The sequence below is a fragment of the Streptomyces sp. URMC 124 genome (genome assembly GCF_051386455.1).
Lineage (GTDB): Bacteria > Actinomycetota > Actinomycetes > Streptomycetales > Streptomycetaceae > Streptomyces.
This window is the reverse complement of sequence record NZ_JBPQTS010000022.1, coordinates 1-17000: the sequence shown is the minus strand read 5'-3', so window position 1 is coordinate 17000 and position 17000 is coordinate 1. Positions and strand designations below refer to the sequence as shown.

16 protein-coding genes and 1 riboswitch are annotated in these 17000 nt (G+C 73.5%); of the genes, 12 read left to right on the top strand and 4 right to left on the bottom strand.

Features of this window, described 5'->3' with window-relative positions:
- Positions 1-23: 23 nt before the first annotated feature.
- On the bottom strand, positions 24-1139 hold the full coding sequence (gene gcvT, locus ACSNOG_RS06965; RefSeq protein ID WP_436751658.1) for a glycine cleavage system aminomethyltransferase GcvT: 1116 nt from the start codon (positions 1137-1139) through the stop codon (positions 24-26).
- A gap of 149 nt (positions 1140-1288) precedes the next feature.
- Positions 1289-1396, bottom strand: a riboswitch (glycine riboswitch).
- A gap of 165 nt (positions 1397-1561) precedes the next feature.
- Here gcvT and ACSNOG_RS06960 point away from each other — a divergent pair.
- Complete coding sequence (locus ACSNOG_RS06960) at positions 1562-2302, top strand: AAA family ATPase (RefSeq protein ID WP_436751657.1); 741 nt, start codon at positions 1562-1564, stop codon at positions 2300-2302.
- 80 nt (positions 2303-2382) lie between these two features.
- Here the strand turns inward: ACSNOG_RS06960 and ACSNOG_RS06955 are convergent, their stop codons facing one another.
- Positions 2383-2931 carry a hypothetical protein gene (locus ACSNOG_RS06955; protein WP_436751656.1) on the bottom strand — a complete coding sequence of 183 codons (549 nt, stop codon included), beginning with the start codon at positions 2929-2931 and terminating at the stop codon, positions 2383-2385.
- Positions 2932-3218: 287 nt separating this feature from the next.
- Here ACSNOG_RS06955 and ACSNOG_RS06950 point away from each other — a divergent pair, with 287 nt between their 5' ends.
- The 9 genes from ACSNOG_RS06950 (at position 3219) to ACSNOG_RS06910 (ending at position 13011) form a co-directional block, all read left to right on the top strand.
- Positions 3219-4016, top strand: a complete 798-nt coding sequence (locus ACSNOG_RS06950) for an enhanced serine sensitivity protein SseB (RefSeq protein ID WP_436751684.1) — start codon at positions 3219-3221, stop codon at positions 4014-4016.
- Between the two features lie 142 nt (positions 4017-4158).
- The gene (locus ACSNOG_RS06945; RefSeq protein WP_436751683.1) at positions 4159-4926 is read left to right on the top strand and encodes an enhanced serine sensitivity protein SseB C-terminal domain-containing protein; all 768 of its coding nucleotides are present in this window, start codon (positions 4159-4161) and stop codon (positions 4924-4926) included.
- 287 nt (positions 4927-5213) lie between these two features.
- A complete protein-coding gene (locus ACSNOG_RS06940; RefSeq protein ID WP_436751655.1) occupies positions 5214-6212 on the top strand; it encodes an ABC transporter permease in 999 nt (332 codons plus the stop codon).
- Between the two features lie 139 nt (positions 6213-6351).
- Entirely contained in the window at positions 6352-8124 is a 1773-nt protein-coding gene (locus ACSNOG_RS06935; RefSeq protein WP_436751654.1) for an ABC transporter substrate-binding protein, read from the top strand.
- Between the two features lie 129 nt (positions 8125-8253).
- The gene (locus ACSNOG_RS06930; RefSeq protein WP_436751653.1) at positions 8254-9252 is read left to right on the top strand and encodes an ABC transporter permease; all 999 of its coding nucleotides are present in this window, start codon (positions 8254-8256) and stop codon (positions 9250-9252) included.
- A complete protein-coding gene (locus tag ACSNOG_RS06925; RefSeq protein ID WP_436751652.1) occupies positions 9249-10349 on the top strand; it encodes an ABC transporter ATP-binding protein in 1101 nt (366 codons plus the stop codon). Before ACSNOG_RS06930 ends, ACSNOG_RS06925 begins: the two co-directional genes overlap by 4 nt.
- 11 nt (positions 10350-10360) lie before the next feature.
- Positions 10361-11401: an ABC transporter ATP-binding protein gene (locus tag ACSNOG_RS06920; protein ID WP_436751651.1), complete on the top strand. Its 1041-nt coding sequence runs from the start codon at positions 10361-10363 to the stop codon at positions 11399-11401.
- Positions 11402-11439: 38 nt separating this feature from the next.
- Positions 11440-12099, top strand: a complete 660-nt coding sequence (locus ACSNOG_RS06915) for a trimeric intracellular cation channel family protein (RefSeq protein WP_436751650.1) — start codon at positions 11440-11442, stop codon at positions 12097-12099.
- A 78-nt stretch (positions 12100-12177) separates the two neighbouring features.
- The gene (locus tag ACSNOG_RS06910; RefSeq protein WP_436751649.1) at positions 12178-13011 is read left to right on the top strand and encodes a thioesterase family protein; all 834 of its coding nucleotides are present in this window, start codon (positions 12178-12180) and stop codon (positions 13009-13011) included.
- Between the two features lie 31 nt (positions 13012-13042).
- On the opposite strand, the gene ACSNOG_RS06905 is transcribed toward ACSNOG_RS06910, so the two are convergent.
- Complete coding sequence (locus ACSNOG_RS06905; RefSeq protein WP_436751648.1) at positions 13043-13633, bottom strand: TIGR03086 family metal-binding protein; 591 nt, start codon at positions 13631-13633, stop codon at positions 13043-13045.
- A 107-nt stretch (positions 13634-13740) separates the two neighbouring features.
- On the opposite strand from ACSNOG_RS06905, the gene ACSNOG_RS06900 reads away from it, so the two are divergent.
- Positions 13741-14712: a helix-turn-helix transcriptional regulator gene (locus tag ACSNOG_RS06900; protein ID WP_436751647.1), complete on the top strand. Its 972-nt coding sequence runs from the start codon at positions 13741-13743 to the stop codon at positions 14710-14712.
- A 94-nt stretch (positions 14713-14806) separates the two neighbouring features.
- Positions 14807-15976 carry a cysteine desulfurase family protein gene (locus ACSNOG_RS06895; RefSeq protein WP_436751646.1) on the top strand — a complete coding sequence of 390 codons (1170 nt, stop codon included), beginning with the start codon at positions 14807-14809 and terminating at the stop codon, positions 15974-15976.
- Here ACSNOG_RS06895 and ACSNOG_RS06890 read toward each other — a convergent pair.
- Positions 15969-16646, bottom strand: coding sequence for an N-acetylmuramoyl-L-alanine amidase (locus ACSNOG_RS06890; protein WP_436751682.1), 678 nt, complete (start codon positions 16644-16646; stop codon positions 15969-15971). The two genes, ACSNOG_RS06895 and ACSNOG_RS06890, sit on opposite strands and share 8 nt — an antisense overlap.
- Between the last annotated feature and the right edge of the window lie 354 nt (positions 16647-17000).

Here is a 17000-nt window from a genome sequence, read left to right as displayed (position 1 = left end):
AGGTTCCGGAAACCGGGAAAGCCCTAGCGCTGCCGCTTGTAGAAGGGCAGGGCGACGACCTCGTACGGCTCGTGGCTGCCGCGGATGTCCACGGCGACGCCCTCCGTGCCGGGCGCGGCGTGCGCCGCGTCCACGTAGGCGATGGCGATCGGCTTGCCGAGCGTGGGGGAGGGGGCGCCGGAGGTGACCTCGCCCACGACCTCGCCGCCGGCCGTCACCGCGAAGCCGGCGCGCGGCACGCGGCGGCCCTGGGCGATCAGGCCGACCAGCTTGCGCGGCGGCTGCGCCTCGGCGCGCTCGGCGGCCGCCTTAAGCGCGGCGCGGCCCACGAAGTCGCCCTCCTTCTCGAACTTCACGACCCGGCCCAGGCCCGCGTCGAACGGGGTGGTCGCGGTCGTCAGCTCGTGGCCGTACAGCGGCATGCCCGCCTCCAGGCGCAGCGTGTCGCGGCAGGAGAGCCCGCACGGCACGAGGCCGGCGTCCGCGCCCGCCTCGGTGAGGGCCTGCCACAGCTTCACGGCGTCGCCCGGGGCGACGAACAGCTCGAAGCCGTCCTCGCCGGTGTAGCCGGTGCGGGCGATCAGGGCGGGGACGCCCGCGACGGTGCCCGGCAGGCCCGCGTAGTACTTCAGGCCGTCCAGGTCGGCGTCCGTCAGGGACTTCAGGATGCCGGGGGAGGCCGGGCCCTGGACGGCGAGGAGGGCGTAGGCGTCGCGGTCGTCGCGCACGTCCGCGTCGAAGCCGGCGGCGCGCTCGGTCAGCGCGTCCAGCACGACCTGGGCGTTGGAGGCGTTGGCGACGACCATGTACTCCGCCTCGGCGAGGCGGTAGACGATCAGGTCGTCGAGGATGCCGCCGTCCTCGCGGCAGATCATCGTGTAGCGGGCGCGGCCGGTGGCGACGCTCCCTATGTTGCCGACCAGGGCGTAGTCGAGCAGGGCGGCGGCCTGCGGGCCGGTCACCGTGATCTCACCCATGTGCGAGAGGTCGAAGAGGCCCGCGCGGGTGCGGACCGCGACGTGCTCGTCGCGCTCGCTGCCGTAGCGCAGGGGCATGTCCCAGCCCGCGAAGTCGGTCATGGTCGCGCCGAGCTCGCGGTGCAGGGCGTCGAGTGCGGTGCGGCGAGGGGTGTCGGTCATGGTGTGGGCTCCCGGACATGGCAGTGAGGACGTCCTCCCCATCTGTCATCGGAACCTGAGAGGTTCACCGGAAGCCACCGCGACACGCGGGGGGCCGGCTTGCACCTTGGGTGGAGCCGCGCACAGTGCGGCCCGCTTTTCAGATCTGCCTCGTCCGCGCGGTACGGGGCCTGAGAGATTCAAGGGAGGAACTTGCTCCTTCGGCGCCCAGCGCACACGGTGTGGTGTGCGGCCTGGGACTCTCCCGCGCGGATTCGAGCGGCCGGTATGCAGTTGGATACGCAGTTGGCGCGCACATCATTGCACGTGCAGGCGCGTTACGGACTGCCTGGCGCCCCCCGAATTCGATTACCTTTCTTTTACGTTCGGTGGGTAGGGGGCAGTGACGGGCAGTGACCGGGCCCGGGGAGGGGCGGGGACGGATGGGAACAGCACCGACGGCAGGGACGGCCGGGGCGGCCGGGGCCGCGCCGGCGCACGGGGCCGCCGCGCACGACGCCGCCGCGCACGGGGCCGCCGCGGCGGGGAGCGGCGCGGTGCGGCCCCGGGCGGGCGTGCTCGACCTGCGCTCGGGAGCGGGCCGCGGAGAGCTCCGCTTCCCCACGGGGGACGTGCTGATCGTCTCCGGGCTGCCCGGGAGCGGGAAGTCCACGCTCATCCGGCGCGCGGTCTCCGTGCTGGACGCGCGCGACGGCATCGTCTGGTGCGTCGACTCCCAGGACACCCGGGAGCGGCTGGAGCGGCGCACCCCCGGCTGGCTGCCGTACGCGGCCTACCGGCCCTTCGCCCGCCTCGCCCACTACGCGGCGCTGCGGCGCGCCCTGCGCTCCGGCGCGAGCGCCGTCGTGCACGACTGCGGGCAGCGCGGCTGGGTCCGCCGCTGGGCCGCGCGCGACGCACGGCGCCGCGGCGCCGCGGCCCACCTGCTGCTCCTGGACGTGCCGCCGGGCACGGCGCTGGCCGGGCAGGCGGCGCGGGGCCGCGGCGTCTCGCCGTTCGCGTTCCGCCGCCACCGGCGGGCGATGGCCCGGCTGGTCACGGCGGTGTCGGCCCCTCCGGCCCCGGACGGCCGGGGCCCGGGGCGCCTGCCGGCGGGGGTGGCGTCGGTGGTGCTGCTGGACCGCGGGGCGGTGGACGCGCTGCGGAGCATCGCCTTCGAGTAGGGCGCGCCCGGCGCCGCGGGCCTCGCCGGGGCGGGTCCGGCTCCGCCGGGTGCCGCCGTCGCGCGGGCGGCGCGCGCTGCCTACAGCGGCAGCGGCGCGGGCAGCGACGAGGCCTCCGCCGGCATCGGGAGCTTCGCCAGGAGGTCCTTCACGACGGTGAGGGCCTCCGTGATCGCCATCTCGACCCCCGCCGAGTCCTTCTGCGCCGCCGCCGCGATCAGCTTCTCGATCGCCTTCTGCAGCTTCTTCAGCAGCTCCTGGACGTCGTCCCCGGGAGCCGCCGCCGGGCGCCCCGTGCCGGGCGGGGACTGCCGCAGGGAGTCGGTGAGCCGGTTCGCCGCCGAGCGCAGCCGCTGCTGCATGTCCTTGAGCGCCTCCACGTCCGGCGTCGCGGACTGCGCCTCCTTGCCGATCCGGGAGACCAGCGTGAGCGCCTCCCCGAGCTGCCCCACCGCGTCGAGCTGCTGGTGGACGGCGGCCGTCGTCCTCGGCCCCGTGGCGGGGAGCACGTGGGACATGTCGGGGTCCGGTGCGTTCACGGCGGCCAGGGAGGGGCCCGCGACGCCGACGGCCACGGAGCCGCAGGCGGCGACGGCTATTGCGGAGGCGGCGAACTTGTTGACACGCATGCTGGGGTTCCCTTCGGTCCGAGGAGCCGGCGCCGGCGGGGCCGGCGGAGCCGGTTGGCGCTGCAGGGCAGCCGCCCGACCACCGTGCGACCGGCGGTGGCCCTGTGCAACACGGTGCCCACGGTCAGTGCCGTGACGGGCGGGGCCGGGCCCCGGCACCGCCCGCCCTGACCTGGGACATCACCGGCGATTTCGGCAGCCCGCAGCAGCCGGTGGGGGTACAGCCGTTAGGGTGCACCTGCGGCTTCGTCGAGAGTGGTTGGGCGGCATTGGACGAGTTGGACGAGATGAGCATCCCCGGGCAGTACGGCTGGAGTCCGGCCCACGGCGGCGGCGTGCCCGCGGCCGCCCCGCCCGGCTGGCCCGCCAACGAACTCGAAGAGGTCCTCGCCGCCTCCGTGGGCGTGCCCGGCGCGGGCCCCCGCATCGTGCAGGCGCTGGGCCGCAGCCAGGTGTGGGTCCCGCTGCCCTCCGGCGGCGGCCCGGACAGCCCCGACCTCGACCTGCCCACGCTGGAGCTCGACGGCGCGGCCTTCGTGCCCGTCTTCAGCTCCGAGAGGGAGTTCCTCAGGGTCGCGGGCGAGCGCATGCCGTACGCCGTCGCCCCGGCCGTCGAGTTTGCCCGCGGACTGCCCCCGCAGGTGGGCATCGTCGTCAACCCCGAGGGCTCGGTCGGCGCGCCGCTGCCGCCGCCCGCCGTCGCCGAGCTGTGCCGCGCCGGCCGCACCGCCCTGGACGGCGACGCCACCGGCGGCCGCGTGCGGCTCTTCGAGCCCGACTGGCAGGACGAGCCCACGGCCTTCCTGGCGGCCGCGGGGCCGGAGTTCGCCGCCGCCCGGGTGGTCCGCACGGCGCGGCGCGCCCTCGCGAGCGTCGAGGGGGCGGCCCCCGCGCTGTTCATCGGCGTCGAGCTCGACCTGCCGGACCCCGGCAGCCGGTCCGCGGCCCTGGCCGCCGTAGGCCGCGCCCTCGGCTCCGCGCCCGTGCCGTGGCCCGTCCAGCTGGTCTTCCTGGACGTCGCGCGGGACCCGGTCGGCGCGTGGATGCAGGACAGGCTCCGCCCGTTCTACGACCGCGACCTGTGACTCCTCCCCTGTCCGCCCCGGCGGGCTCGTAAGCTGGTCGGACGACCCCGGGCGCGCGACGGCGCCCTCGGGTCGCAGCAGTCAAGGCCGAGAGAAGAGGCGGACCCAGGTGAGCGCGGGCGCGGAGAGCGGCGTGGAGCAGATGCTGCGCCAGGTGGCGCCCGGCCGGTACGACGCGTACGAGGAACTGCTGCGGTCGCTGGCCGAGGGCCGGGTCTGGATGCTGCTCTGGCACGGCCAGGCCGGCTCGCCCGACGCCCAGTACGGCAACATGGAGGTCGAAGGGCTGGGCTACGCCCCGTGCGTGACCTCCGCGCAGGAGCTCGCGGCCAGCGGCTGGAACCGCGCCCACGAGGTGATCTCCGGCCGGGCCGTGGCCGAGGCCCTCTACCCCGGCCGCTGGGGCCTGTGGCTCAACCCGCACGCGCCCGGCGGCGGCGTCGGCATCCCCTGGCTCGACCTGCGCCGCATCGCCGGCGGCCTGGACCGGCTGCCGGCCGGCCCGCTGCGCGTGAGCGAGCCCGGTGTGGACATCCCGCAGTTCTACGCCCTCCTCGGGCAGAACGCCCACCGCACGCCCGCGGTGCGCTCGCTGCGCCGCGCCTGGGTGCAGCCCGCGCTCGGCACCGCGTACCTCGCGATCGGCCTGGACCTCTACGACAGCTCGCAAGGGGCCGTGGAGTCCGTGCGGCTGATGATGCAGCAGTCGATCGGCGCGGTCCCCGACGGCCTGCCGGTCTCCACGGTGGCGATGTCGGACGAGCACGACCCGGTCGCCCTGTGGATGCGCGCCAACACCCGCCCCTTCTACGACCGCGACGCCTACGGCGGCGCCGCGGCGGGCGGCTCGCAGGCGGCTCCGTCGGGCTACGGCTATCCCCCGCAGCCCCCTCAGGCCGGCGTCTACTGAACCGCCGGCGGATCACCGTTGTCCGTATAACGGAATTCCTCTCCACACATCACGGTTGCGCATCCTTTGCCGACCGGGTCTGGCGGGTGATCGCGGGGGCGTTGAAGACTCCCGCCACAAGGACTCCCGGTCCTGCGTACGGTCCCGCGTACGTCCCGTGCACGACCTGCTCCGCGTGAACATCCCGCACCATCGCACCTTTCGCACCAGTGATGTGAATGTGAACCAGCCGCCTGCGCGGCGGGCGTTGGGCCGGTCGGCACCGGCCGAGAGGGGTCCACCACACGATGACGGCACCACTGCACGACACGGGCGCGGCGGAGACCGCAGCCGTCGACGTCGCCGCCGGAGTCCCGGCCAAGGCGATCGAGGGCCGTTCACCCTGGCGGATCGCCTGGATCCGGCTCAAGCGCGACAAGTTCGCGCTGGCCGGCGGTGTCGTCGTCCTGCTGCTCATCCTGGTGGCGGTCCTCGCGCCGGTGATCGTGAGCCTGCTGGGCCACCCGCCCAACGAGTTCCACGAGGACCGGATCGACCCGCTGTTCAGCACCCCCAAGGGCGACTGGGGCGGGATCAGTTCGGACTTCCTGCTGGGCGTCGAACCGACGAACGGGCGCGACGTCTTCAGCCGCATCGTCTACGGGGCCCGGGTCTCGCTGCTCGTGGCCTTCCTCTCGGCCGTCGTCGCGGTCGCCATCGGCACGGTGTTCGGCATCGTCGCCGGTTTCTTCGGCGGCTGGGTCGACGCGGTGATCAGCCGGGTGATGGACCTGCTGCTGGCCTTCCCGCAGCTGCTGTTCATCATCGCGCTGGTGTCCGTGGTCCCCGACTCCCTGTGGGGGCTGACCGGTTCGGGCGTGCGCATGGGCGTGCTGATCGCGGTGATCGGCTTCTTCGGCTGGCCCTACATCGGCCGGATCGTGCGCGGCCAGACCCTCTCGCTGAGGGAGCGGGAGTACGTCGAGGCGGCGCGCAGCCTCGGCGCGGGCCGCGGCTACATCCTCTTCCGCGAGCTGCTGCCCAACCTGGTGGCACCGATCACGGTGTACACCACGCTGATGATCCCCACCAACGTCCTCACCGAGGCCGCCCTCAGCTTCCTCGGTACCGGAGTCAAGCCCCCCACGGCATCGTGGGGCGAGATGCTCGCCAGAGCCGTCGACCATTACGAGGCCGACCCGATCTTCATGATCATTCCGGGTCTCGCCATCTTCGTCACCGTCCTCGCCTTCAACCTCTTCGGTGACGGCGTACGGGACGCGCTGGACCCCAAGGGTTCGCGCTAGCGCCCGCCGCCGGGCGGCCGCGCTCCGCCGACCCGACCCGCACGTGTCCCACCGCCCCTGTCGGTCCGTCAGGAGGCTCCGTCCGCAAACCCGCCGGCCCGCTTCCCCGGGCGGCGACGATCACGGAGGTCGCGACACCTTGAGAACACAGAGAACGCCGGCGCGGAGGTCGGCCGCCGGGGCGGCCCTCGTGGTCGCGGCCCTGGTCACGACGGCGGCCTGCGGCGGCGGGAGCAGCAAGAGCAGCGACGGGGACGGCAAGGGCGCGGGCTTCAACGCCGCCGTCGGCAAGCTCGCCTCCTCCTCGGACAAGAAGGGCGGCGAGCTGAAGTTCATCGGCACGCAGGACGCCGACTCCTGGGACCCGCAGCGCGGTTACTACGGTTTCATGTGGGACTTCGCGCGCTACTACACGCGGACACTGGTCACCTCCAAGCCCGCGCCCGGCGCCCAGAGCTCCGAGATCGTGGCGGACATGGCCACCGACACCGGCAAGGTCTCGGACGACAAAAAGACCTACACCTTCACCCTCAGGCCGGGCCTGACCTGGGAGGACGGTCAGCCGGTCACCGCCCAGCAGATCAAGTACGGCATCGAGCGCACCTGGGCCACCGACAAGATCTCCGGCGGGCCCACCTGGCTGATGCAGGTCCTGGACCCGGACAAGACGTACAAGGGCCCGTACAAGGACGAGAGCAAGGACAAGCTGGGCCTGAAGGCGATCGAGACGCCGGACGAGAAGACGATCGTCTTCAAACTGCCCAAGCCCAACGGCGACTTCCTGCAGATGCTCGCGCTGCCCGCCGCGGCCCCGGTCCGGCCCGACAAGGACACCGCGGAGCGGTACGGCCAGAAGCCCTTCTCCAGCGGGCCGTACAAATTCGTCTCGTACAGCCCGAACAAGGGCCTGGAGCTGGTCCGCAACGACAAGTGGAACAAGGACTCCGACCCCGTCCGCAAGGCCCTGCCGGACAAGATCTCGGTCACCCTGATCACCAACGCCGACGACATGGACAACCGGCTGCTCAAGGGCGACTACGACCTCGACATCAACGCCACCGGCATGGGCTCGGCGGGCCGGCAGAAGGCCCTCAAGGAGCGCAAGGGCAACGTCGACAACCCGCAGACCGGCTTCATCCGCTACGCGGCGTTCCCCAAGACCGTCGCCCCGTTCGACAACGAGCACTGCCGCAAGGCCGTGATCTACGGCGCCGACCACACCTCGCTGCAGACGGCGCGCGGCGGCCCCCAGGCCGGCGGTGACATCGGCATCAGCATGCTGCCCCCGGCCGTCAAGGGCTTCGACGCCGGCTACGACCCGTACAACATGAAGCAGGGCAAGCCCGACGTGGCCAAGGCCAAGGAGGAGCTGAAGGCCTGCGGCAAGCCGGACGGCTTCAAGACCACCATCGCGGTGCGCAACAACAAGATGCAGGAGGTCGCCTCCGCGGAGTCGCTACAGGCGTCCCTGAAGGCCATCGGCATCGACGCGCAGATCGACAAGTACGACGGCGCGCAGACCACCGGCATCATCGGCTCGCCCAAGAACGTCAAGGCCAAGGGCTACGGCATCATCATCATGGGCTGGGGCGCCGACTTCCCCAGCGGCCAGGGCTTCCTGCAGCCCATCGTGGACGGCCGCTTCATCCAGCAGAGCGGCAACCAGAACTACCCCGAGCTCGACGACCCGGCGGTCAACAAGCTCCTGGACGACGGCATCGCCGAGATCGACCCCGAGAAGGCCGGGAAGGTCTATCAGGAGGCCAACAAGAAGGTCATGGAGGGCGCCTGGTACCTGCCCTTCACCTACGAGAAGAACATCATCTGGCGCAGCTCCCGGCTGACCAACGTCTACACGGCCGACGCCTACAACGGCCGCTACGACTACGCCTCGCTGGGCGTCGTCAAGTGACCAGTCCGTCCGCTCCGCCGGCGCACCCGCCGCTAGGCACGAAGGGCAGGTGAGGGCCGAGCGCGACGGCCGGGGACGCCCCCCTCTTCCCCAGGGGGGCGCCTTCGGGCCGCCGCCGGGCCGACCGCAGTGTTCGCTTACATCGTCAGGCGGCTCTTCGCCGTCATCGTGATGCTGCTCGTGGTCATCCTGGTGACCTTCGGCATCTTCTTCGCGATCCCGAAGTTCACCGGATCCGATCCCGCGCTGATGTACGTCGGCAAGCAGGCGGACCCGGCGGCCATCGAGGGCATCCGGCAGAAGCTGGGGCTCGGCAAGCCGATCCTCGAACAGTTCTGGAACTTCGTCACCGGGCTCTTCGCCGGCCGGGACTACGTCAGCCAGGGGGACTCGATCCACTGCCCGGCGCCCTGCTTCGGCTACTCCTTCCGTCACGAGAGCCCCATCTGGCCCGAGCTGACCAGCCGGCTGCCCGTCACCCTCTCGCTCGCCGGCGGCGCCTGCGTGCTGTGGGTGACCGGCGGCGTCCTGACCGGCGTCGTCTCCGCCCTCAAGCGCGGCACCGTCTGGGACCGCACCGCCATGACCGTGGCCCTGAGCGGCGTCTCCCTGCCGATCTACTTCACGGCCCTGCTCTCGCTCGCGGTCTTCAAGTACAAGCTCGGCTGGGTGGGGGGCGAGTACACCTCGTTCGCGGACGACCCCGGCAGCTGGTTCGGCGGCCTGATCCTGCCCTGGGTGACCCTCGCCTTCCTCTACGCGGCCATGTACGCCCGGCTGACCCGGGCCACCATGCTGGAGGTCCTCGGGGAGGACTACATCCGCACGGCCCGCGCCAAGGGGCTGGCCGAGCCCGTCGTCATCGGCAAGCACGCGATGCGCTCCACCATGACCCCGATCCTCACCGTGCTCGGCATGGATCTCGGGGCGCTGGTCGGCGGCGCCATCCTCACCGAGACGGCCTTCAGCCTGCCCGGCCTGGGCCAGGCCGCGGTGGCGGCGATCAACGAGCGCGACCTGCCGATGATCCTCGGCGTCACGCTCATCACCGCCTCGGCCGTGGTCTTCGCCAACCTGGTCGTGGACCTCCTGTACGCCGTGATCGACCCCCGAGTGAGGCTCTCGTGACGACCGCCCCCGCCCCGGACCCGGGGCAGCCGCCCACCGCCTTCCTCGAGGTGCGCGACCTGCGCATCCATTTCCCCACCGACGACGGGCTGGTCAAGTCCGTCGACGGGCTCTCCTTCCAGCTGGAGAAGGGCAGGACGCTCGGCATCGTCGGGGAGTCGGGCTCGGGCAAGTCGGTCACCTCGCTCGGCATCATGGGCCTGCACACCGTCGGCCAGTACGGCCGCGGCAAGGCCCGCATCTCCGGCGAGATCTGGCTCGACGGCAAGGAGCTGATGACCGCCGACCCCGACGAGGTGCGGCGGCTGCGCGGCCGCGAGATGGCGATGATCTTCCAGGACCCGCTGTCGGCCATGCACCCGTACTTCACCATCGGCCACCAGATCACCGAGGCCTATCTGGTGCACAACGGCGGCGCGGACAAGAAGGCCGCCCGCAAGCGCGCCGTCGAGCTCCTGGACCGCGTCGGCATCCCGCAGCCGGACCGCCGGGTGGACGACTACCCCCACCAGTTCTCCGGCGGCATGCGCCAGCGCGCCATGATCGCCATGGCGCTCGTCAACAACCCCGAGCTCCTCATCGCCGACGAGCCGACCACCGCCCTGGACGTGACCGTGCAGGCGCAGATCCTCGACCTCATCCGCGACCTGCAGAAGGAGTTCGGCTCGGCGGTCATCGTCATCACCCACGACCTCGGCGTCGTCGCCGAGCTGGCCGACGACATCCTCGTGATGTACGGCGGCCGCTGCGTGGAGCGCGGACCCGCCGAGAAGGTCTTCTACGAGCCCCGGCACCCCTACACCTGGGGCCTGCTCGGCTCCATGCCCCGCATCGACCGCGAGCAGACCGACCGGCTGATCCCGGTCAAGGGCTCCCCGCCCAGCCTGATCAACGTGCCGTCCGGCTGCGCCTTCAACCCGCGCTGCCCGTACGCCGATCTGCCCGCCGGCGGGGTCACCCGCAAGGAGCGGCCCGAGCTGCTGCCGGTGGCCGCCGCCGCGGGCGCCGCCGGGGACGGCAGGCACTGGTCCGCCTGTCATCTGCCCCAGGAGGAACGGACCCGCATCTGGACCGAAGAGATCGCGCCGAAGCTGTGAAGGACCACGAGATGACCATTCCCGCGCAGCAGGCGAACGACGGGCCCGAGGCCCTCCTCACGGTCGAGGGCCTGGTCAAGCACTTCCCGATCACCAAGGGGCTGCTGCGCCGCCAGGTGGGCGCGGTGCAGGCCGTCGACGGCCTCACCTTCGACGTCCGCACGGGGGAGACCCTGGGCGTGGTGGGGGAGTCCGGCTGCGGCAAGTCCACCATGGGGCGGCTGATCACCCGGCTGCTGGAGCCGACGGGCGGCCGGGTCGCGTTCCAGGGCAAGGACATCAGCCACCTGGGCGTGGCGGGGATGCGCCCGCTGCGCCGCGACATCCAGATGATCTTCCAGGACCCGTACTCGTCGCTGAACCCGCGGCACACCGTCGGCACCATCGTCGGCGCGCCCTTCAAACTGCAGGGCATCGCCCCGCAGGGCGGGGTGAAGAAGGAGGTGCAGCGGCTGCTGGAGCTGGTGGGGCTCAACCCGGAGCACTACAACCGCTACCCGCACGAGTTCTCCGGCGGCCAGCGGCAGCGCATCGGCATCGCCCGCGCGCTCGCGCTCAAGCCGAAGCTCGTCGTCGCCGACGAGCCGGTCTCGGCGCTGGACGTGTCGATCCAGGCCCAGGTGGTCAACCTGCTCGACGACCTCCAGGACGAGCTCGGCCTGACCTACGTGATCATCGCGCACGACCTGTCGGTCATCCGCCACGTCTCGGACCGCATCGCCGTGATGTACCTCGGCAAGCTCGTCGAGCTCACCGACCGCACCTCGCTCTACGCCAAGCCCATGCACCCGTACACCAAGGCGCTGCTGTCCGCGGTGCCGGTGCCCGACCCGAAGCGGCGCACCAAGAGGGAGCGCATCCTGCTCAAGGGCGACGTGCCCTCGCCGATCTCGCCGCCGTCCGGGTGCCGCTTCCACACGCGGTGCTGGAAGGCGACGGAGGTCTGCGCGGCGCAGGAGCCGCCGCTGGTGGCGCTGGAACCGGGGCACCAGGTGGCCTGTCACCATCCGGAGAACGCCCCGGAGGCGGCGTCACAAGCCGGCGGAAGGTAATCGTCCGTATCAGTCTCCGGGCTGAGTGACAATGTTTCGTGCTCACCGACCTGTTCAGCCCCTCCGTCCAGCACTCCCTGGACATCGCCGGGATCTTCGTCTTCGCGATCTCCGGTGCCCTGCTCGCCGTCCGGAAGAACTTCGACGTCTTCGGCATGGCGGTCCTGGCGGAGGTCACGGCGCTGGGCGGCGGGCTGATCCGTGACGTGATCATCGGCGCCGTGCCGCCCGCGGCCTTCACCGACCTCGGCTACTTCCTCACGCCGCTGATCGCCACGGTGATCGTCTTCTTCCTGCACCCGGAGGTCGAGCGGATCACCAAGGCGGTGGGCGTCTTCGACGCCGCGGGGCTCGGGCTGTTCTGCGTCACCGGCACGGTCAAGGCGTACGGGCACGGGCTGGGCCTGGTCTTCGCCGCCACGCTCGGGCTGGCCACGGCGGTCGGCGGCGGCGTGCTGCGCGACATGCTCGCGCACGAGGTGCCCTCGCTGCTGCGCTGGGACCGCGACCTGTACGCCGTGCCCGCGATGGTCGGGGCCGCGCTGGCCGCGCTGCTGCTGCGCTTCGAGGCGCTCGACGGCTCGACGTACGCGGTGCCCGTGGTGACCGCGTTCGTGCTGCGGCTGCTCGCGATGCGCTTCCACTGGCGGGCGCCGCGGGCGTGGCACCGCAGGAGCGCGGCGTCCGAAGAGGTGTGAGGGCGCCTCGCGCGGGTGGTCGTTGATGCTTCACCCAACCCCTACCGATGAGTAACTTCCGGGTGTAGCGTGACCGGCATGGCACAGGCAACCATCGGTGACAGCGAATTCGACCGCGACACCGCAGTGACCCCCCGCACGCCCGGCACCTACGACGCCGAGCTCCCCGCCGGGTGGGGCATCGGCGGCGCGGTCAACGGCGGCTACCTCCTCGCCCTGCTCGGCCGGGGCCTCGGCGCGCACCTGCCCCACCCGGACCCGTTCACCGTCACCGCGCACTACCTGTCCGTCACCAGGCCCGGCCCCGCGGTCATCCGCACCCAGACCGTGCGCACCGGCCGCGCGCTCTCCACCGGCCAGGCCTCCCTCGTCCAGACCGCCCCGGACGGCAGCGAGACCGAGCGCATCCGCGTCCTCGCCACCTACGGCGACCTCGGCACCCTCAGCGACGACGTGCGCACCACGGCCAAGCCGCCCGTCATGCCCCCGTACGAGCACTGCCTCGGCAAGGAGCACGGCGACGCCTCCCACCCCCTCGCCGAGATCGCCGCCCGCCTCGACGTCCGCCTCGACCCCGAGACCGCCGGATGGGCGGTCGGGAAGCCCGGCGGACGCGGCGAGATACGCGCCTGGTTCGGCCTGGCGGACGGCCGCCCCCTCGACCCCCTGGCCCTGCTGCTGGCCGTCGACGCCCTGCCGCCGGCCACCTTCGAGATGGGCCTGACCGGCTGGGTGCCCACCGTCGAGCTCACCGCCCACGTCCGCTGCCGCCCCGCCCCCGGCCCCGTCCGCGTCGTCGTCAGCACGCGCAACCTCGCGGGCGGCTACCTGGAGGAGGACGCGGAGGTCTGGGACAGCGGGGACCGCCTCGTGGCCCAGTCCCGCCAGCTGGCGGTGGCCCCGCGGCACTGACCCCCGTACAGCGCCCCGGACCGGCCGGCGCTCACGCCACCTCGCGCCCCAGCCAGGCCGCGAGCCGCGCGCACGCGTCCGCGCCCTCGGGCGCGGGCCGCACCGGCCCGAACGGGACCTCCGGGCCCCGCCGGTCCGCCGGCAGGAACTGCTGCGCCCAGCCCAGGGCAAGCTCGGCCAGCTCCTGGTCCAGCGGGAGCGGGTGCCCCAGCGCGTGCGAGAGGTCCCAGGCGTGCGTGACGCTCTCCAGCACCATCCCGGACGTCAGGTACACGGCCCCCGGGAACGTCCCCCACTCGACGCTCACCGGCCGCGCCAGCTTCGCGTCGTCCGCCCAGGCCGCCGCCAGGCGCGCCCGTCCCTCGTCGTAGGCCCGGCCCCAGCCGTCGTCCGCGATGTCCGTCGGCGGCTTGCTCCACTCCACCGTGCCCTTCTCGCCCAGCTGCGCGCCGTCGTGCACACCGGCCACGAGGTGGCCCAGCAGGGCCCGTACGTCGAAGTCCGCGCACGGGGTCGGGTCGCCGAGCCGCTCCGCGGGCACGGCGGCGACGAGGGCCGCGACCTGGGCGACGGCGCGGTCCATCAGGGGGCGGGGGTCGGTGAGGGCGGCTGGGCTGGTCATGTGCGACTCCGGAAGGTCCGTCGGATCGGGAACACGCAGAGCATCCCGCCATAACCTGACAACCGCCGTCAGGTTTTCGTACAGGCCCCCGGGTCATCCTTGTTCCCGTGAAATCCGACCGCCTGCTGTCGATCCTGCTGCTCCTCCAGACCCGCGGCCGCGTGCCCGCCCGCGAACTCGCCGACCGGCTGGAGGTGTCCGTCCGCACCGTCTACCGCGACGTCGAGTCCCTGTCGGCCGCAGGGGTGCCCGTCTACGCCGAGCGCGGCCGCCACGGCGGCATAGCGCTCCTGCCCGGCTACCGGACGGACGTCACCGGCCTCACCGCCGACGAGGCCCGCGCCCTGTTCGTCCTCGCCACCGGCAGCACGCACGCCGATCTCGGCCTCGACGGCGCCCTCGGCTCCGCCCTGCGCAAGGTCATGGCCGCCCTGCCCGCCCCGCACCGGCCCGCCGCCGAGGCCACCAGCCGCCGCATCCTCGTCGACCCCGTCCGCTGGCTGGGCGGCCCCGCCGCCGCCCCCGCCGTGGACGTCGGCGAGCTGCACGCCGCCGTCTTCGCCGACCGGCGGCTGCGCCTGCGCTACCGCCACGGAGGGCAGGAAGAGGCCCGCACGTACACCGTCGACCCCTACGGCCTCGTCGCCAAGGCCGGCGTCTGGTACCTCGTCGCCGACCGGCGGGCCCGGCCCCGGCTCTTCCGTGCCGACCGCATGGCCGCCCTCACCGTCACCGCCGACCCGGTCCGCCGCCGGGCGGGCGTGGAGCTCGCCGACGCGTGGGAAGTGCTGCGGCGCGGCGTCGAAGAACGCCCGGCGGAACTCCGGGTGACCGCCACGGTGCGCCGTGCGCGGCTCGACATGTTCCTGCGCATCCTCGGCCCCGCCGTCGCCGGGCCGCCCTCCGACGGCGACCCGGCCACCGTCGGACTCCTCCTGCCCGAACTCCGCTCCGCGCGCCAGCTGCTCTCCTTCGGCCCCGACGTCGAAGTCCTCTCCCCGCAGGAGGTCCGGGAGGACCTCGCGCGGGTCGCGGCGGCCACGGCGGAGCGCTACGCGGGCCGGGCCGCGGGCCCGTGACGGGCCGTGCGGACGGGCGCCGCACCGGGCCGCCGGCCGAGGGCCGGAACGCCCGGTACGGCGCCCGGCCGCGCCTCGTAGAATCGTCCCCACCATGGCCTACCTCGACCACGCCGCCACCACCCCGATGCTCCCGGAGGCGGTGCAGGCGATGACCGCCCAGCTCGCCCTCACCGGAAACGCCTCCTCGCTGCACGCCGCCGGGCGGCGGGCGCGCCGCACCGTCGAGGAGGCCCGCGAATCCCTCGCCGCGGCGCTCGGCGCGCGCCCCAGCGAACTGGTGTTCACCGCGGGCGGCACGGAAGCCGACAACCTCGCCGTCAAGGGCCTGTACTGGGCGCGCCGGGCCGCCGACCCCGCCCGCACGCGCGTCCTCGCCAGCCCCGTCGAGCACCACGCCGTCCTCGACGCCGTGCACTGGCTCGGCGAGCACGAGGGCGCCACCGTCGAGTACCTGCCCGTCGACTCCCACGGCCGGGTCCACGCCGACGCCCTGCGCGAGGCCATCGCCCGCAACCCCGGCGACGTGGCCCTGGCCACCGTCATGTGGGCCAACAACGAGATCGGCACCGTCATGCCGGTGCACGAACTGGCCGCCGCCGCGGCCGAGTTCGACGTCCCGCTGCACGCGGACGCCGTGCAGGCCGTCGGCCAGCTCGACGTCGACTTCGCCGCGTCCGGGCTGGCCGCGATGACCGTCAGCGGACACAAGATCGGCGGCCCCTACGGCATCGGCGCGCTCCTCCTGGGCCGCCGGTACGCGCCCGTGCCGCTGCTCCACGGCGGCGGACAGGAGCGCCACGTGCGCTCCGGAACGCTCGACGTGCCCGCCGTCGCCGCCTTCGCCACCGCGGGCCGGCTCGCCGCCGCACGGCGCGCGGACTTCGCGCGCGAGGTCGGTGCCCTGCGCGACAGCCTCATCGCGTCCGTGCGGGAGGCCGTGCCGGACGCCGTCCTCGGCGGCGACCCCGACCCCGCCGGCCGGCTCCCCGCCAACGCCCACTTCTCCTTCCCCGGCTGCGAGGGCGACTCCCTGCTGCTGCTCCTGGACGCCCGGGGCATCGAGTGCTCCACGGGCTCCGCGTGCACGGCGGGCGTGGCCCAGCCCAGCCACGTCGTCCTGGCCACGGGCACGGACCCGGACCTCGCCCGCGGCACCCTGCGTTTCTCCCTGGGCCACACCTCCACGGCGCAGGACGTCGCGGCCGTGGCCGAGGCCATCGGGCCCGTGGTGGAACGGGCACGCTCGGCGGGCCTCAGCTGACCGACGCCTCCCGCACGAGCCGCAGGTACCGGTCCCAGTCCCAGTGGGGGCCGGGATCGGTGTGATCCGTCCCGGGCACCTCGGAGTGGGCGACGATGTGCGTGCGGTCCACGGGGATCCGGTACCGGGCGCAGATCCGGGCCGCGAGGCGGGCGGACGCGGCGTACATGGCGTCCGTGAAGTCGTCCGGCCGGTCCACGTAGCCCTCGTGCTCGATGCCGATGCTGCGCTCGTTGAACCGGCGGTTCCCGGCGTGGAAGGCCACGTCCAGCTCGCGGACCGTCTGGGCGACGTGCCCGTCCTTGCGCACGACGTAGTGCGCGGCGGCCTCGTGCAAGGGGTCGCGGAAGACGCGGAGGGCGTCGCCGTAGCCGCCCTGGACGACGTGGACGACGATGCGGTCCACGGCGTAGTCGTCCGGCCGCTCCGCGCGCCGCCAGTTCGCCGACGACGCGGCGACCCACTCGGCGCCCGGGTGATCGACGGCGCCGTCCGTCCGCGGCCTCTCCTTGCCGGAGGCCCGCCACCACCACCGCCTGACCTCGTCCCGGCCGGCGTACGCGGTGGCCGCCGCGGCCGCCGCGGCACCGGCGCCCCCGACGAGCACCTGCCGCCGCGACACCCTTCGCACCCGCTCCCCGCCCACGCCCACCCGCGCCCCCGCCTCCACCGCCGCACCCTTCGCCCCCGAAAACGCGTACGACCCCCGGTCGGTTCCGGCCACCGCCGAGCGGCCTCATGCCTGCCGGGCACCGCCGGACACGCCCGTCGTGGTGGTCCGCCGTCGCGGCGGGGGGAAAGAGGCCGGGCCGGCACGGTCTTTCCGCCGCGGCGGGCGAGGAGCGCCGGCTCGGCAGGCTCCTTCCGCCGCAGCGGCGAGAAACCGAAGCGGCGCGCCCCGGCGGTGCCGAGCGGCCTCGGGTGGGCCTGGCCCCGCCGGTCACGATCGTCGTGGTGGTCCGCCGTCGCGGCGGGGGGAAAGAGGCCGGGCCGGCACGGTCTTTCCGCCGCGGCGGGCGAGGAG

Bases quoted from the DNA above. Each gene is read 5' to 3' on its own strand.
- ACSNOG_RS06950 (WP_436751684.1), top strand. From the start codon at position 3,219: ATGAGCATCCCCGGGCAGTACGGCTGGAGTCCGGCCCACGGCGGCGGC.
- gcvT (WP_436751658.1), bottom strand. From the start codon at position 1,139: ATGACCGACACCCCTCGCCGCACCGCACTCGACGCCCTGCACCGCGAG.
- ACSNOG_RS06920 (WP_436751651.1), top strand. From the start codon at position 10,361: ATGACCATTCCCGCGCAGCAGGCGAACGACGGGCCCGAGGCCCTCCTC.
- ACSNOG_RS06905 (WP_436751648.1), bottom strand. From the start codon at position 13,633: ATGACCAGCCCAGCCGCCCTCACCGACCCCCGCCCCCTGATGGACCGC.
- ACSNOG_RS06910 (WP_436751649.1), top strand. From the start codon at position 12,178: ATGGCACAGGCAACCATCGGTGACAGCGAATTCGACCGCGACACCGCA.
- ACSNOG_RS06895 (WP_436751646.1), top strand. From the start codon at position 14,807: ATGGCCTACCTCGACCACGCCGCCACCACCCCGATGCTCCCGGAGGCG.
- ACSNOG_RS06945 (WP_436751683.1), top strand. From the start codon at position 4,159: ATGCTGCGCCAGGTGGCGCCCGGCCGGTACGACGCGTACGAGGAACTG.
- ACSNOG_RS06955 (WP_436751656.1), bottom strand. From the start codon at position 2,931: ATGCGTGTCAACAAGTTCGCCGCCTCCGCAATAGCCGTCGCCGCCTGC.
- ACSNOG_RS06960 (WP_436751657.1), top strand. From the start codon at position 1,562: ATGGGAACAGCACCGACGGCAGGGACGGCCGGGGCGGCCGGGGCCGCG.
- ACSNOG_RS06940 (WP_436751655.1), top strand. From the start codon at position 5,214: ATGACGGCACCACTGCACGACACGGGCGCGGCGGAGACCGCAGCCGTC.